The 14,884-nt window shown below is 63.7% G+C and carries 15 protein-coding genes; 5 read left to right on the top strand and 10 right to left on the bottom strand.

Going from position 1 to position 14,884, the window contains the following annotated elements; translation table 11 throughout:
* Positions 1 to 177: 177 nt before the first annotated feature.
* Together pnp and NKI31_RS09140 are read left to right on the top strand one after the other, a co-directional pair.
* Positions 178 to 2,325 carry a polyribonucleotide nucleotidyltransferase gene (gene pnp / locus NKI31_RS09135; protein ID WP_023669561.1) on the top strand — a complete coding sequence of 716 codons (2,148 nt, stop codon included), beginning with the start codon at positions 178 to 180 and terminating at the stop codon, positions 2,323 to 2,325.
* Between the two features lie 85 nt (positions 2,326 to 2,410).
* Positions 2,411 to 3,424, top strand: a complete 1,014-nt coding sequence (locus NKI31_RS09140; protein WP_023669562.1) for a class I SAM-dependent methyltransferase — start codon at positions 2,411 to 2,413, stop codon at positions 3,422 to 3,424.
* A gap of 16 nt (positions 3,425 to 3,440) precedes the next feature.
* Here NKI31_RS09140 and NKI31_RS09145 read toward each other — a convergent pair whose 3' ends face one another.
* From NKI31_RS09145 to fabA, 4 genes are all read right to left on the bottom strand, one after another.
* Positions 3,441 to 4,994 (bottom strand): putative bifunctional diguanylate cyclase/phosphodiesterase, encoded by a 1,554-nt coding sequence (locus NKI31_RS09145; protein WP_352651284.1) that lies wholly within the window; start codon positions 4,992 to 4,994, stop codon positions 3,441 to 3,443.
* 183 nt (positions 4,995 to 5,177) lie between these two features.
* Positions 5,178 to 5,990, bottom strand: a complete 813-nt coding sequence (gene fabI / locus NKI31_RS09150; protein ID WP_023669564.1) for an enoyl-ACP reductase FabI — start codon at positions 5,988 to 5,990, stop codon at positions 5,178 to 5,180.
* Between the two features lie 33 nt (positions 5,991 to 6,023).
* Positions 6,024 to 7,244 (bottom strand): beta-ketoacyl-ACP synthase I, encoded by a 1,221-nt coding sequence (gene fabB, locus NKI31_RS09155; protein WP_023669565.1) that lies wholly within the window; start codon positions 7,242 to 7,244, stop codon positions 6,024 to 6,026.
* A gap of 122 nt (positions 7,245 to 7,366) precedes the next feature.
* Positions 7,367 to 7,882 carry a 3-hydroxyacyl-[acyl-carrier-protein] dehydratase FabA gene (fabA, locus tag NKI31_RS09160; protein ID WP_023669566.1) on the bottom strand — a complete coding sequence of 172 codons (516 nt, stop codon included), beginning with the start codon at positions 7,880 to 7,882 and terminating at the stop codon, positions 7,367 to 7,369.
* A gap of 344 nt (positions 7,883 to 8,226) precedes the next feature.
* On the opposite strand from fabA, the gene irrA reads away from it, so the two are divergent.
* Entirely contained in the window at positions 8,227 to 8,658 is a 432-nt protein-coding gene (irrA, locus tag NKI31_RS09165) for an iron response transcriptional regulator IrrA (RefSeq protein ID WP_023688734.1), read from the top strand.
* 10 nt (positions 8,659 to 8,668) lie between these two features.
* Positions 8,669 to 9,028 carry a DUF4260 domain-containing protein gene (locus tag NKI31_RS09170; RefSeq protein ID WP_352651287.1) on the top strand — a complete coding sequence of 120 codons (360 nt, stop codon included), beginning with the start codon at positions 8,669 to 8,671 and terminating at the stop codon, positions 9,026 to 9,028.
* Positions 9,029 to 9,041: 13 nt separating this feature from the next.
* Here NKI31_RS09170 and NKI31_RS09175 read toward each other — a convergent pair whose 3' ends face one another.
* Positions 9,042 to 9,599: an SH3 domain-containing protein gene (locus NKI31_RS09175; RefSeq protein WP_023703477.1), complete on the bottom strand. Its 558-nt coding sequence runs from the start codon at positions 9,597 to 9,599 to the stop codon at positions 9,042 to 9,044.
* A 157-nt stretch (positions 9,600 to 9,756) separates the two neighbouring features.
* On the opposite strand from NKI31_RS09175, the gene NKI31_RS09180 reads away from it, so the two are divergent.
* Positions 9,757 to 10,758: a 2-hydroxyacid dehydrogenase gene (locus NKI31_RS09180; protein ID WP_023703476.1), complete on the top strand. Its 1,002-nt coding sequence runs from the start codon at positions 9,757 to 9,759 to the stop codon at positions 10,756 to 10,758.
* Between the two features lie 12 nt (positions 10,759 to 10,770).
* On the opposite strand, the gene NKI31_RS09185 is transcribed toward NKI31_RS09180, so the two are convergent.
* The 5 genes from NKI31_RS09185 to recF are packed head-to-tail and all read right to left on the bottom strand — an operon-like array spanning position 10,771 to position 14,856.
* A complete protein-coding gene (locus NKI31_RS09185) occupies positions 10,771 to 11,184 on the bottom strand; it encodes an aconitase X swivel domain-containing protein (RefSeq protein ID WP_352651289.1) in 414 nt (137 codons plus the stop codon).
* On the bottom strand, positions 11,181 to 12,434 hold the full coding sequence (locus NKI31_RS09190; RefSeq protein ID WP_352651291.1) for an aconitase X: 1,254 nt from the start codon (positions 12,432 to 12,434) through the stop codon (positions 11,181 to 11,183). Before NKI31_RS09190 ends, NKI31_RS09185 begins: the two co-directional genes overlap by 4 nt.
* Complete coding sequence (locus NKI31_RS09195) at positions 12,431 to 12,919, bottom strand: GNAT family N-acetyltransferase (protein WP_023699472.1); 489 nt, start codon at positions 12,917 to 12,919, stop codon at positions 12,431 to 12,433. The genes NKI31_RS09190 and NKI31_RS09195 overlap by 4 nt, the downstream gene beginning before the upstream one ends.
* Before the next feature lie 4 nt (positions 12,920 to 12,923).
* Positions 12,924 to 13,679 carry a molybdopterin-synthase adenylyltransferase MoeB gene (locus tag NKI31_RS09200; RefSeq protein ID WP_352651293.1) on the bottom strand — a complete coding sequence of 252 codons (756 nt, stop codon included), beginning with the start codon at positions 13,677 to 13,679 and terminating at the stop codon, positions 12,924 to 12,926.
* A 31-nt stretch (positions 13,680 to 13,710) separates the two neighbouring features.
* On the bottom strand, positions 13,711 to 14,856 hold the full coding sequence (recF, locus tag NKI31_RS09205; protein ID WP_352651295.1) for a DNA replication/repair protein RecF: 1,146 nt from the start codon (positions 14,854 to 14,856) through the stop codon (positions 13,711 to 13,713).
* Positions 14,857 to 14,884 lie beyond the last annotated feature (28 nt).

Genomic DNA, 14,884 nt, shown 5'->3' on the forward strand with positions numbered 1-14,884 from the left:
AAACCGCCCATGGACGGTCATGGGGCAGGATTGCAGGACGCTCGTGCGCTAACCAGTGCCGAAATCTACCCGAGCTTCCCGTTGTCTTGCCCGTGGCTGCCCGAGAAAGGAAGCCAGGGAAAGGGCATCCGCGCACCGTGAAACGGCGCGGCCCTTTCCGCTTATTAAGGACAAGATATGTTCAACTACCACAAAGTGGAAATCGAATGGGGCGGCCGTCCGCTCATCCTGGAAACCGGCAAGATCGCACGTCAGGCTGACGGCGCGGTGCTTGCGACCTACGGCGAAACCAAGGTTCTCGCCACCGTCGTTTCGATGAAGGAGCCGAAGCCAGGCCTCGATTTCTTCCCGCTGACCGTCAACTACCAGGAAAAGACCTACGCCGCCGGCAAGATCCCCGGCGGCTACTTCAAGCGCGAGGGACGTCCGAGCGAAAAGGAAACGCTGGTTTCCCGCCTGATCGACCGCCCGATCCGCCCGCTCTTCGCCGACGGCTACAAGAACGACACCCAGATCGTCGTCACCGTCGTCCAGCATGACCTCGAGAACGATCCCGATATCGTGTCGATCGTCGCCACCTCGGCCGCTTTGACGCTGTCGGGCGTTCCCTTCATGGGCCCGATCGGCGGCGCCCGAGTCGGCTACATCAACGGCGAATACGTGCTCAACCCGCATGTCGATGAGATGCAGGAATCCAGGCTCGACCTCATTGTCGCCGGCACCGCCGACGCCGTGCTGATGGTCGAGTCCGAAGCCAAGGAACTCGGCGAAGAGCTGATGCTCGGCGCCGTCATGTTCGGCCACAGGGGCTTCCAGCCGGTGATCGACGCCATTATCAAGCTGGCCGAAGTTGCCGCCAAGGAGCCGCGCGATTTCACGGCGCCGGACTACTCCGCGCTTGGAGCCGAAATGCTGAAGATCGTCGGCGACGAGCTCAGCAATGCCTACAAGAACGTCGACAAGCAGAAGCGCTACGCTGCCGTCGACGCCGTCAAGGCGAAGGTCAAGGCTGCGTTTGCCCCGGCTGAAGGCGAAGACGCCAAGTACACCTCCGAGCAGATCGGTTCGGTGTTCAAGGAACTCCAGGCCAAGGTCGTGCGCTGGAACATCCTCGACACCGGTTCGCGCATCGATGGCCGTGACCTCAAGACTGTCCGCAAGATCGTCTCGGAAGTCGGCGTCCTGCCGCGCACGCACGGTTCGGCGCTGTTCACCCGCGGCGAGACCCAGGCGCTGGTCGTTGCCACGCTGGGCACCGGCGAGGACGAGCAGTATGTCGATTCGCTGACCGGTATGTACAAGGAGAAGTTCCTCCTTCACTACAACTTCCCTCCCTACTCCGTCGGCGAGACCGGCCGCATGGGTTCGCCGGGCCGCCGCGAAATCGGCCACGGCAAGCTCGCCTGGCGCGCCATCCGTCCGATGCTGCCGAGCGCGGACCAGTTCCCCTACACGCTGCGCGTCGTCTCGGAGATCACCGAGTCCAACGGTTCGTCGTCGATGGCCACCGTCTGCGGCACATCGCTGGCGCTGATGGATGCCGGCGTTCCGCTGGCCAAGCCGGTTGCTGGTATCGCGATGGGCCTGATCAAGGAAGGCGAGCGCTTCGCGGTTCTGTCCGACATCCTGGGTGACGAAGATCACCTCGGCGACATGGACTTCAAGGTTGCCGGTACCGAAGGCGGCATCACCTCGCTGCAGATGGACATCAAGATCGAGGGCATCACCGAGGAGATCATGAAGATCGCGCTGGACCAGGCCAAGGACGGCCGCCAGCATATCCTCAGCGAGATGGCGCATGCTCTGACCGGCGCCCGCCCCGAACTCGGTGAGTTCGCACCGCGCATCGAGGTTATGCACATCCCGACCGACAAGATCCGCGACGTGATCGGCTCCGGCGGCAAGGTTATCCGTGAGATCGTCGAGAAGACCGGCGCAAAGATCAACATCGAGGACGACGGCACGGTCAAGATCGCTTCGTCGAACGCCAAGGAGATCGAGGCGGCCAAGAAGTGGATCCATACCATCGTCGCCGAGCCGGAAGTCGGCGAAATCTACGAAGGCACGGTCGTCAAGACCGCCGACTTCGGCGCTTTCGTCAACTTCTTCGGTCCGCGTGACGGCCTCGTCCACATCTCGCAGCTTGCCAACGACCGGGTCGCCAAGACCTCGGACGTCGTCAAGGAAGGCGACAAGGTCTGGGTCAAGCTGATGGGCTTCGACGAGCGCGGCAAGGTCCGCCTGTCGATGAAGGTCGTCGACCAGGCCACCGGCAAGGAAATCGCCCGCGACAAGAAGGCCGAAGGCGAAGAAAACGCCGCCTGAGTGGTCTGACAATAGAGTTGAACGGGCGCGGCTTATGTCGCGCCCGTTTTCGTTTAATACCCGTCTACGACATGAGAATCGAAGAATGGCCGCTGAGCCGCTGAAGACACTGTTCCATCCCTTCGAGGCCGAGGGGCTCCCTCTGCCGCAAAAGGGCGAGCGTGTGTTGTTCCTGGGTGCGGAGCCCGGCTTCCGCTTGCCGGAAGGCTTCGAGGCAGAGCTCCATCTTGCACAGGGTTTCCGGCCGCATCTCCGAGCGCTGGAGCGTGCCGGTCACAAGGTAACGCCCCGCTCGGAAGGCGATGCATTCGATGCAGCGCTCGTGCTTGCCGGCCGCCATCGTGGGCTAAACGAGATGCGTATTGCCGAGGCGATCGAACGCGTCACGCCGGGCGGTCTGATCATTGTCGCCGGCGGTAAGGACGAAGGCATCGCCAGCCTGCGCAAGCGCATCGACGAGCTTGTCCCCATCGAAGGGCATCTGCCGAAATATCACGGCATCGCCTTCTGGCTTCGCCGTCCGGTCGATCTGGCGCCTGCGGAAAAACTGCGCGTCGCCAATCCTGCCTTGGTCGTAGAGGACCGCTTCCGCACTGCGCCGGGCATGTTCTCCTTCGACCGGATCGACGCCGGCTCGAAACTTCTGGTCGACAACCTGCCCAAAGACCTGCGCGGCAACATTGCTGATTTCTGCGCCGGCTGGGGTTATGTCGCCGCCGAGGTCGCGGCACGTTCATCCGGTATAACGGGGCTCGACCTTTACGAAGCGGATTTCGACGCGCTTGAGGCGGCCAAGGGCAATATCGGCCAGACAGGCTTCGAGCCCGGCTTCTTTTGGACCGATCTGCTGAGGGAGCCGGTCGAGCGGCGCTATGATGCCATCGTCATGAACCCGCCCTTCCATCGCAGCCGGGCGGCCGAGCCGGAAATCGGCGCCGGCATGATCCAGGCGGCGGGCAAGGCGCTGAAGCCGGGCGGGCGGCTGTTCATGGTGGCGAACCGTCAGCTGCCTTACGAACCGGTTCTGAAGGCCGTCTTCTCCAGCCATGCCGAGCTCGCCCGCGACGGCATGTTCAAGGTTTTCTCCGCGCGCCGATAGGACGGTGCCGGTCGCCTCAATGCATGCTGACGATGCGCGCCGGCTCGTGGACGGGAATGGTCGGTCTGATATCGCCAGGCTTGATCTTGAGCGGCGCCGGCCTGCCGAACAGATAGCCCTGCACCATCTCGCAACCAGCTGCTCGCAAAAGCGTCGCCTGGTTCTCGGTCTCGACGCCTTCGGCGATGATGCCGACGCCGAGCGCCCGCGACAGGCCGACGATGGTAGAGACGACGGCGCCCGAATTCGAATCGGTGTCGATGCGGCTGACGAAGGAGCGGTCGATCTTCAGCTTGCCGAAGGCGAAGTCGATCAGGTAGCTGAGATTGGAATAGCCGGTGCCGAAATCGTCGACGGCCACCGAAATGCCCATGTCGGCAAGCTGCTGCAGGATGGTGGCAGCGCGGTCGCGGTCCTGCATCATCGCCGTCTCGGTCACTTCGAGCTCCAGCCGCGACGGCTTGATGCCGGTGCTGGCCATCGTATCGCGCACGATGCCGACGAAATCCTTGGTCATGAACTGGACCGGCGAGATGTTGACGGCAACGAAGCAGTCCTCGGGCAAATGACGGGCATCGCTGCAGGCCTTGTTCAGCACCCAATTGCCGATCGGGTGGATCATGCCGGTCTCTTCGGCGATCGGAATGAATTCCATCGGCGGGATCATGCCGCGTTCCGGGTGCTTCCAGCGGATCAGCGCCTCGTAGCCGACGATACGGCCGGTCGGCAGGTCGAGCTGCGGCTGGTAGTGAAGGTCGAAATCGCCACGGACGAAGGCGATGTGCAGTTCGGATTCGATCCAGTGGCGGTAGTCGGCGACCTGGCCCATGTCGGAATGGAAGACCGACCAGTTGCCCACGCCGCCGGCGCGGGCATTCTGCAGCGCCAGGTTGGAGCGGCGCAGGATGAGGACCGGATCGACGCCATCCTTTGGCATCGCCACGATGCCGACCGACAGGCCGACCGACTGCAGGTGGGAATCGAGCTGGTACGGCTTCAGCATCTCCTCGATCATGGTTTCGACGGTGCTTTCCATGGACCTTTGGAGTTGGTGTTCCCAGACAAGGATAGCGAACTCGCCGGCGCCGATGCGCCCCATCACCGCGCCTTCGGGCATGCAGGCCTTCAACCGCTTGGTGAAGCCGCGGATCAGTTCGTCGCCATGGCTGTAGCCGATGGCGTCGTTGATCTGCTTGAAGCGGTCGATGTCGATGTCGATGAGGAACACCGGCTCACCGGTCCTGATCGTCGCGGACGCCGCGTCGGCAATCCTGCCGACCATCGCCGGCCGCGCAAAAAGCCCGGTCAGCTTGTCAAAATGGGTTTCGTTGAAAACGTAGTCCACCGATTCATCGACGCCGGCGAAGAAGGACAAGGCAGCACCGGCGGCGGCCAGCGCGCATAGCGCCGACGCGATGCCGATCATGGTTTCCGCCTGCATGCCGGCAAAGCCGTCCCCGAAACCATGCCGGAGGCCCCAAAGCCCAAGGATGAAACTGCCAAGGCCCGAACTGGCGACGGTGAGCAGCCGGAACACAGGTGTTCGCTTCGGGTTGGTGACAGCAGGCATTGCTCAGTCCCTGTCGCATGATCCCGAAATCAACTCGACTTTCGGAAATATCAAGCGCAAATTCATAAAGGCTAAAGTATCCTTTGCGCCCAGCAAGAACGCGCAGAGCCCAAGCCCATAAGACTTCTAGCGGATATCTCCTTAAAATGAGTTTCCGCCGATGCATCTAATTTTACTGGTGAGTTAATCGCGTACGCTGTCGGTCTGCTTCAACTCATCCAGGGTTGGCATCGACACGATGTGATAGCCGGAATCCACATAATGGATTTCGCCGGTGACGCCTGACGAGAGGTCGGACAAAAGATAGAGCGCCGAGCCGCCGACCTCGTCGATGGTCACCGTGCGGCGCAGCGGCGAGTTGCGCTGCTGGTAGGAGTACATGTGGCGGGCGTCCGAGATTCCGGCGCCGGCCAAAGTACGCACCGGTCCCGCCGATATGCCGTTCACCCGGATGCCGCGCGGGCCATAATCGTTGGCGAGATAGCGCACGCTGGCTTCCAGCCCGGCCTTGGCGACGCCCATGACGTTGTAGTTCGGCATGACGCGGACAGAGCCGGCATAGGTCAGCGTGATCATCGCGCCGCCTTCGCTCATCAGCGGGGCGGCATGGCGGGCGACCTCGGTGAAGGAGTAGCAGGAGATGACCATGGTGCGGACGAAATTGTCGCGGCTGGTGTCGGCGTAGAGCCCTTTGAGCTCGTTCTTGTCGGAAAAGCCGATGGCGTGGACGACGAAGTCGAGCCCGCCCCATTCCTTGCCGAGCGTCTCGAAGGTGGCGGCGACCGATGCGCTGTCCTCGACGTCGCACGGCACCACCAGTGACGCCCCAAGTTTCTCGGCAAGCGGCTTGACGCGGCGCCCGAAGGCGTCGCCCTGATAGGTGAAGGCAAGCTCCGCCCCGTGTTCGGACAATTTCCTGGCGATGCCCCAGGCGATCGAATGATCGTTGGCGACGCCCATGACAAGCCCGCGCTTGCCCTTCATCAGTCCGTCCATGGCCGGCAATCCCCCTACAATAAAACGCTGGCCTTATGCGGAATAGCGCTGGAAAATCAGCGTTGCGTTGGTGCCACCGAAGCCGAACGAGTTGGACAAAACCGTGTCGATCCTGGCGTCGTCGATGCGCTTGCGCACGATCGGCATGCCCTCGAATTCGGGATCGAGGTTTTCGATATGGGCGCTCTCGCCGATGAAGCCGCCTTGCATCATCAGGATCGAGTAGATCGATTCCTGTACGCCGGCGGCACCAAGGGAATGGCCGGTCAGCGACTTGGTCGAGGTGATGAACGGCATCGTGTCGCCGAACACCTCTCGGATGGCGCCCATTTCCCGGGAATCGCCGACCGGCGTCGAGGTGCCGTGGGTGTTGATGTAGTCGACCGGCGCGGACACCGTCGCCAGAGCCTGGCGCATGCAGCGCACCGCGCCTTCGCCCGACGGCGCCACCATGTCGTAACCGTCCGACGTCGCGCCATAGCCGACGATCTCAGCGTAGATCTTGGCGCCGCGCGCCTTGGCGTGTTCGAGCTCCTCCAGGATGAGGACGCCCGCGCCGCCCGCGATGACGAAGCCATCGCGATTGGCGTCATACGCGCGGGAAGCTGTTGACGCCTTGTCGTTATACTTCGACGACATCGCCCCCATGGCATCGAACAGGTCCGACATCGTCCAGTCGAGGTCCTCATGGCCGCCGGCAAACATCACATCCTGCTTGCCCCACTGGATCAGTTCGTAGGCGTTGCCGATGCAATGCGCCGAGGTCGAGCAGGCCGACGAGATCGAATAGTTGACGCCGTGGATCTTGAACCAGGTGGCGAGCGTCGCCGACGCGGTCGACGACATCGCCTTCGGCACCGCGAACGGACCGATGCGCTTGGGGCTGTTGTTCTTGAGCGTGGTCTCGGCCGCCTCGACGATGGTGCGGGTCGAGGGGCCGCCCGAGCCCATGACGATGCCGGTGCGCTCATTGGTGATGTCGCTTTCGCCAAGCCCGGCGTCGGCGATCGCCTGGTCCATCGCGACATGGTTCCAGGCCGCGCCCTGGCTCAGGAAGCGCATGGCACGCCGGTCGATCATAGGGGTCGGGTCGAGCGTCGGCGCGCCCCAGACCTGGCAGCGGAAGCCGTGTTCGGCGAAGGAATCGGAGAAGCTAATGCCCGATTTGGCATCGTGGAGCGAGGATTGCACCTCGTTGGCGTTGTTGCCGATCGACGATACGATGCCGAGGCCTGTGACGACGACCCTTCTCATTCGCAACTCCTTCCAGCGGATGATCCCGAAACCGTAGCCGGTTTTGGCCGGCGATCATACGCAAAATCAAAATGCCGCAGCGTCGTTGCGCGTCCGGGAACGCCCTGCTGCAGTGGCGCCGGTCAGGCGGCCGATTGCTTGGACAGCCCCACCTTGAGGTCTGTCGCAGCGTATATGGGTTCGCCGTCGGCCTTAAGCCAGCCATCGGCGATACCGAGCACCAGGCGTCCACGCATGACGCGCTTGAAATCGATGCCGTATTCCACCTTCTTGACCGAAGGCGTCACCATGCCCTTGAACTTGACCTCGCCGGTCGACAGCGCCATGCCCTTGCCCGGCTCGCCGAGCCAGCCGAGGTAGAACCCCGTCAATTGCCACATGGCATCGAGGCCCAGGCACCCAGGCATGATCGGATTGCCGATGAAATGGCAGGCGAAGAACCACAGGTCCGGCTTGATGTCGAATTCGGCGCGGATGAAGCCCTTGTCGTGGGCGCCGCCGGTCTCGCTGATCTCGGTGATGCGGTCGAACATCAGCATGGGCGGGTAGGGTAGCTGGGCGTTGCCGGGCCCGAACAGCTCGCCGCGGGCGCAGGCAAGCAATTCCTCATAACCGTAGCTGGATTTCGAACCCGCCATATGTCTCGTCCCCATAATGTCCCGGGCGGTGGGGCGCCCTTGTCGTTGGTTTCCTAACACAATCCCTTTCGGGCCGGAAACCGGCGTTTGCGCTTAACCCGCCCGTCTGCCCGGGTCAATGCGCGCTCTCGCATCGGCCCGAAATCGATTTCGATTCCGGAAAGCACGATGCGACGCCAAAAAAGCGATAGAGCGCACTTAGTGCGTCCAACTGGACGCACGTCGCTCTATTGATCGTATTCCGCCAACAGAATATATGTCGGGAGGTATCCAGTTTCGGTTGATGACGTTTTTTCGTCACTCTGGGCGTGTCTTGAGGCAGAACTGTGGGCTTGGACGGATAGATGGATCTGGGCTGCCGGAAGGAAAATGTCGCTGTGGACAAGCGGGTTCGCGAAGCCGGCCTTAGGCCGACACGCCAACGCATTGCGCTGGCCGATCTGCTGTTTGCCAAGGGCGACCGCCACCTTTCGGCCGAGGAACTGCATGAAGAGGCGGTCGCCGCCGGCGTGCCGGTCTCGCTCGCCACCGTCTACAACGCGCTTCACCAGTTCACCCAGGCCGGCCTGCTGCGCATCCTGGCGGTCGAGGGGTCCAAGACCTATTTCGACACCAACACCTCCGATCACCATCATTTTTACATCGAAGGCGAAAACAGGATCTTCGATATAGAAAGCGGTCCGGTGACCGTCTCCAACCTGCCGGAGCCACCCGCAGGCATGGAGATCGCCAATGTCGACATCGTGGTGAGGCTGCGCCCGAAACGCAGCGTTTAAGCCCCAACCCGTGAAACCTGTCGATTTTGCAATCCGGCTCGAATGGGTTGCGGTCGCGGTCGTGGCTATAGTCGCCTATGCCGCGTCAGGCGTTTCCTGGGGGCTGTTCGCCCTGCTTATCCTGGCGCCAGACCTGTCGATGCTGGGCTATCTCGCCGGGGCACGGATCGGCGCTGTCGCTTACAATGCCTTGCACATATTGATCGTCCCGCTGTTGCTGGCGCTCGCCGGATATGTTCTGGCCAATTCGACGGCGACCGCGATTGGTCTGATCTGGATCATCCACATCGCCGTCGACCGCGCGCTCGGCTACGGTCTCAAACTGTCGACCGGTTTTCAGGACACCCATCTCGGCCGTATCGGCCGTTAGGCCTCCAGCAATCTCAATTCTTGACGTGCTCGCCGGGATAGGCGCCCCACACCTGCGACTGGGCGATCCAGCCGGTGTGGCCGTCGAAGGTCATTTCGCACCACTGGCCATCGCAGGTTTTGATCGTGCCCGTAACGCCCGGCTCGATGATGGCGATGACGCTGGCGTCCTTGTCGGCATCGTCGAGCAGATTGATTCGGCCCCCCTTGGTGCGCTGCCAGGGGGCGACGATCGCGGTCCGGCGGCCCGACAGCAGCGACTGGTTGATCCAACCCTCCGAGCCATCGGCATCGCGCACGCGCCGCCAGGTATCGAATTCCTGGATGATCTCCATCGGCAGGCCGGCCTTTGTGTACATCCAGTCGACGGAATAGTTGGCGCCGGGCCCAACGCGCGAGTTGACGCGAGCCGATTTCAGGCTGACGAAACGCGGCAGCGGCAGGCCGCTCGGCCCGAGCGTGACCGTCTGCACAGGTGCGGCGGCACCTTGCGCCGCGGCTTGCGGGAAATGCAGGAGAGCGCCGAGAAGCGCTGCGCTGAGGATCAGGCGAAGCGACGCGAAACCAGACACTTTCATTCCTTTCGGCGCGTGCCCTTTGGTCCGGGCGCCCCTTTTTCTTTGTCTTCGGCGGCACCGCTTGTTACAGGAGTGGCAGGCACCGCGACCGGTATTCAGTTTCGCCTGTCTTGGTTAAAGAGGTCTCAACGAGATCGGGTTCGAGGAAACAATGGCAGGCAAAAAACGGCCTCTCGTCGTCATCACGCGCAAGCTGCCCGATCCGGTCGAGACCCGCATGCGCGAACTCTTCGACGCCAGGCTGAATGTCGAGGACAGGCCGATGACGCAGCCGGAGCTGGTCGCGGCGATCAAGGAAGCCGATGTGCTGGTGCCGACCATCACCGACCAGATCGATGCGGCGCTGATTGCCCAGGCCGGCGACAATCTCAAGCTGATCGCCAATTTCGGCAATGGCGTCGACAAGATCGATGTCGCTGCGGCGGCCAAGAAAGGCATTACCGTCACCAACACGCCGAACGTGCTGACCGAAGATACGGCCGACATGACCATGGCGCTGATGCTGGCCGGCCCGCGGCGGCTGGCCGAAGGCGCCAATGTGCTCACCAGCGACAAGAAATGGGCCGGTTGGTCGCCGACCTGGATGCTCGGCCGGCGCATCTGGGGCAAGCGCCTCGGTATCGTCGGCATGGGCCGCATCGGCACTGCGGTTGCGAGGCGCGCAAAGGCTTTCGGCCTGTCGATCCACTACCATAACCGCCATCGCGTGCTGCCGGCAGTCGAGGAAGGGCTGGAGGCGACCTATTGGGAAAGCCTCGACCAGATGCTTGCCCGCATGGACATCATCTCGATCAACTGCCCGTCGACGCCGGCGACCTTTCATCTGCTTTCGGCGCGGCGCCTGGCTCTGCTTCAGCCCACCGCCTATGTGGTCAACACCGCGCGCGGCGACATCATCGACGAGGAAGCGCTGGTCAAGCTGATCCAGGACGGCAAGATCGCCGGCGCCGGCCTCGACGTCTACGAGCACGAACCGGCGCTGAACTCGAAACTGCTGAAGCTTGCCGCCAAGAACAAGGTCGTGCTTTTGCCGCATATGGGTTCGGCGACGATCGAGGGCCGCATCGACATGGGCGAGAAGGTGATCATCAACATCCGCGCCTTCTTCGACGGCCACCGGCCGCCGGACCGCGTGCTGCCGCTACGGACTTGAAGCGGGCCGCGTTCAGGATGCGGTTGTGAGGGCGCCATCCGCCGCGACACTCACACGCTTGCCGCGATAGGCCTCAAAAGCGTCGCGCCTGAGCCTGAGCGCTACCGGCGTCCGCCAGCCCATTTCCCTGGCCACAATCAAGCCAAGCAGCAGGATCGCGTCCGGCTCGTGCAGCACGAGTGCCGTCGGCGCATGGCCATTGTGGACGAGTTCCATCAGCACGGCGGACGCTGAGGACGAGCCGATCGTGCCGGGCAGGAACAGCACGCGACCGGAAATGGTTTCGCCATACTGGGGGTGGCGGACATCGGCGATGCGGCCACTCTTCGGATCGACGCCACCCCAGAAGCTGATCGGCGCGGTCAGCACCAAGGCCAGCCCTTCGCCTCCGCTGCCCCGCACCAGTATGTCGGCTGCAGCATTCATGCGGCGATATCCGTAAACCTGGGCTTACCGGCAACCGCGCTTTCCACGCAGTCGGCCAGCGAGCCGTAAAGCACGGCGTAACCGGTATTGCCCGGCGCGTATTGCGCGAACTTTCCCGAATTGGTCATCAGCACGCCGCCGGCCAGATCCGGCAGGATCGGCGTCACCACCACGCACGTGTCGGCGACAATGACCACACCGCTCGCCTCGAGGGCTTTGCGGCGCCCACTCTGTTCGAGCGTCGTGAGCACGTGGCGGCCGGTGCAGGCGTAGATCGGCACGCTAAGCCGGCGCCCGCCGATCAACCGCTCCAGCGCTTCGAATTCGGCCGACGACAGATGCGGACTGCCGATCGCCACCGCATCGATGGCGGTCTGCGTGGCTGCGGTGGACAGGCCGGCGCGGGCCTTCATGGCCATCTCCGGCGTTACGCGGATCATCGTTTCCGGCCTGCCGCCCACCAGGATGGTCTCGGCGTCGGGCGCTTCTGGCGTTACCCCAGCGATATGGAACAGGCCGACGGCGCCCGACGATGCCGCCGCCGCGCCGAAGGCCTTCAGCGCATCCTCACCGGGATGGCTGGATATGCCGGTGACGACGCCGACCGCATTGCCGACCTCACGGCCGTAGAGGTTGCCCAGCACCGGCCAGGCGATCTCGGATCCAAGGAACGAGGCGGAGAGGCCGGACACATCGAACACCAGCCGTGCCTGCCGGTTCTCGGGGCGATGCAGGCCGTAATCCGGCGCGCGCCCCGATATGGCGCAGGCGATGTCGAGGAAGTCGCCATAGCGGTTGGTGCGTGCCCCCAGCACCGAATTGCAGAACACCACCGCGTTGGATTCACCCCAGGCGACATCGCTGCCAAGCGCCGGCCTGTGGCCGGCCTGATAGGGCGCGCAGGTCCAGCTCTGCTCGCAGCCCAGTTTGCGGTAGGCCTCCATCATTCGTCGCGCCATGCCGCGCGCCGGCTCTTCGAGGCGCACGCGCGAGCAGCCCATCAGGTCGAGCGCGCCGACATTGAGCGTCGAGCGCACCGCGACCCTGGCGCCGCTATCGACCAGCCTTTCGGCAAACAGTGTGCCGGAATCGCCGTGATAGAGCGCGCCGTCTATATGCGTCGAGGCGATCGGGATCAGTCGCGGCGCGCCGAGCAGCGCAGCGCTTTCGGCAACGATGCGCATCGCCATCGCCGCCCCGTCATGGCCGGAGGCGACTGTCTGCTCCTGTGAGCTGAGTGCAAGGCTCACGCCAACTCCTTGCGCAAGGTGATCGAGGTCGGCCGGTCATAGCCGTCATGCGCGGTGCGTTCAGTCTCGCGAAAGCCGAGACCGGCAAAGGTTGCATGATTTACGGTCAGTTCGATTCGCGTCTGCAGTTCGATGGCCGGTTTGTTCCGGCTGCGGGCGAGAAATTCGACAGCCTGCATCAGCCGCCTGCCGATGCCTTGCCCTTGAAGCTCAGGTTCGACGGCGAGCTTGCCGATGTAGAAATCATCGGCTCTCTCCAGCGCGAAAACGCAGCCGGCGATCCTGTCATCCTGCAGGGCCAGCAACACGGTCTCGCGGCCAGCCTTGTCCCTGAGGTTTCCGGCGTTCAGCAGATGTGCCGAGGAGGGCGGGTCGATGACGCCGTCCATCGGTGCAAAGGCGCGCATGATCAGGCTGAGCAGTTCGTCCCAGCGCTCGAAATCGGAGGCGAGCTGCGTAACAAGAACGCTGGTGGACTGATCCATAAGCTCAGTTTCTCTTGTAGCGGATCGTGTCGAAGCGCGCCGACAGCGCATCGTAGAGCAGCAGCCGGCCGACCAGTGGTTCGCCGATGCCGGTGATCAGCTTGATGGCTTCCATCGCCTGCAGCGTGCCGACGACGCCGGTCAGCGCACCGACGACCCCGGCCACGGCGCAGGACGGCACCAGCCCCTCTGGCGGCGCTTCGGGAAAGAGGTCGCGATATCCAGGGTTCGGCTTGCCGTCGGCGCCGGTGCCGAACGGCATCAACACCGTCACTGAGCCGTCGAAGCGGCCGACGGCGGCATGCACGAGCGGCCGCTTTTCCGCCGCGCAGGCATCCGCCACCACATAGCGCGTCTCGAAATTGTCGGAGCCGTCGACGACCACGTCGTAGCGCGCGACGAGAACGGCAGCATTGTCGGCCGTCAGCCTGAAATCGTGCAATTCCACCGCGACATGGGGATTGATCCGGGCGATCGCTGCTTTGGCGCTCTCGGTCTTCGCCGTGCCGACCGTATCGGTGGCGTGGATCACTTGCCGCTGCAGATTGGACAGCGAGACAATATCGTCGTCGACGATTCCAAGCGTGCCGACGCCGGCGGCAGCGAGATATTCCAGCACCGGCGCGCCGAGGCCGCCGGCGCCGATCACCAGTACCCGCGCCCGCTTCAGCCTCTGCTGGCCGGCGCCGCCGATCTCGGGCAGCACGATGTGGCGGGCATAGCGTTCGAGTTCTTCGTCGGTGAGGGCGGCAGGGGTCATTGCCCGACCATATAGCGGAGCAAAAACCTTGTCAGGTCTCTTCGGTTGGCCCAACCGTGCCGTGGTCGACGGTGAGGAACTGCGCGCGTCCCCTCAGGCTGGAAAACAGCGCGGCGTCGGTTCCGGTCATGAAGGCCTGGCAGCTCAGCTCTTCCAGGATCGAGAACAGCGCGGCGCGCCGGCCGGCATCGAGATGCGCGGCAATCTCGTCGAGCAACAGGATCGGCGTCATCCCCGACATCTCGCCGGTCAGCCTTGCGTGCGACAACACGATGCCGACCAGCAGCGCCTTCTGCTCTCCGGTCGAGCAGAGTTCGGCCGGCATCGCCTTGGGGCGGTGGCGCACCAGCAGATCCGAACGGTGCGGGCCATCGAACGTGCGTCCGGCGGCGCGGTCGCGCTCGCGGCCGTCGGCAAGGGCGGCGCGATAGCGTTCCTCGACGTCCACGGCGGGTGCTGTGGCGACGTCGCTTTCAAGGTCGCCGGAGAGGCTGATGTCGGCCTGCGGAAACGGCCCGCTGGAAGGCAGCCTGTCGATCATGGCGGTAAGCAGGCGTACCAGTTCGGCGCGCGCAGCCGCGATCGCCACGCCGGTTTCGGCCATCTGCATCTCGATGGCGTCGAACCAGGCGCCGTCGCGCGAGCCTTCCGTAAGCAAGCGGTTACGTCCGCGCATCGCCTTCTCGTAATCGAGCGCACGCTGGCCGTGGCCAGGATCGACAGCCAAAACCAGCCGGTCGAGAAAGCGCCGCCGGTCGGCGGCAGGTCCGGGGAACAGGCCGTCCATGGCCGGCGTCAGCCAGACCACGCGCAGCCATTCCAGCATGGCGTCGGCCGACCGTGCCGGCGCGCCATTGATGCGCACCTTGCGACCGCCCTCGCCGGCCGCTTCACCCCCGGTGATGCCGGTGCCGATCTCGACCTGCCCCTCCGGCCCGTCGAGCCTTGCGTGCAGCGCAAAGCCGCCATCGCCGCCTTCGCGGGCCACGTCGACATAGGGCGCACGGCGCAGGCCGCGGCCAGGCGTCAGCAGCGAGATGGCTTCCAGGAGATTGGTCTTGCCGGCGCCATTGTCGCCGGAAAACACCACCGCGCCGGGTGAAAAGCCGATCGACAACGCCGCATAATTGCGGAAATTCGTAAGTGTGAGCTTACTTATGTGATTTTGTTCCGGCAACCGCTATCCGCCTATAGAAGTCGCCGCA

The organism is Mesorhizobium sp. M0659, from assembly GCF_040320605.1.
GTDB lineage: Bacteria > Pseudomonadota > Alphaproteobacteria > Rhizobiales > Rhizobiaceae > Mesorhizobium.

What these genes read in the sequence shown, in the direction of transcription:
- pnp (WP_023669561.1), top strand. Translation starts at nt 178, where the DNA reads ATGTTCAACTACCACAAAGTGGAAATCGAATGGGGCGGCCGTCCGCTC.
- NKI31_RS09140 (WP_023669562.1), top strand. Translation starts at nt 2,411, where the DNA reads ATGGCCGCTGAGCCGCTGAAGACACTGTTCCATCCCTTCGAGGCCGAG.
- NKI31_RS09145 (WP_352651284.1), bottom strand. Translation starts at nt 4,994, where the DNA reads ATGCCTGCTGTCACCAACCCGAAGCGAACACCTGTGTTCCGGCTGCTC.
- fabI (WP_023669564.1), bottom strand. Translation starts at nt 5,990, where the DNA reads ATGGACGGACTGATGAAGGGCAAGCGCGGGCTTGTCATGGGCGTCGCC.
- fabB (WP_023669565.1), bottom strand. Translation starts at nt 7,244, where the DNA reads ATGAGAAGGGTCGTCGTCACAGGCCTCGGCATCGTATCGTCGATCGGC.
- fabA (WP_023669566.1), bottom strand. Translation starts at nt 7,882, where the DNA reads ATGGCGGGTTCGAAATCCAGCTACGGTTATGAGGAATTGCTTGCCTGC.
- irrA (WP_023688734.1), top strand. Translation starts at nt 8,227, where the DNA reads ATGGATCTGGGCTGCCGGAAGGAAAATGTCGCTGTGGACAAGCGGGTT.
- NKI31_RS09180 (WP_023703476.1), top strand. Translation starts at nt 9,757, where the DNA reads ATGGCAGGCAAAAAACGGCCTCTCGTCGTCATCACGCGCAAGCTGCCC.
- NKI31_RS09185 (WP_352651289.1), bottom strand. Translation starts at nt 11,184, where the DNA reads ATGAATGCTGCAGCCGACATACTGGTGCGGGGCAGCGGAGGCGAAGGG.
- NKI31_RS09195 (WP_023699472.1), bottom strand. Translation starts at nt 12,919, where the DNA reads ATGGATCAGTCCACCAGCGTTCTTGTTACGCAGCTCGCCTCCGATTTC.
- NKI31_RS09200 (WP_352651293.1), bottom strand. Translation starts at nt 13,679, where the DNA reads ATGACCCCTGCCGCCCTCACCGACGAAGAACTCGAACGCTATGCCCGC.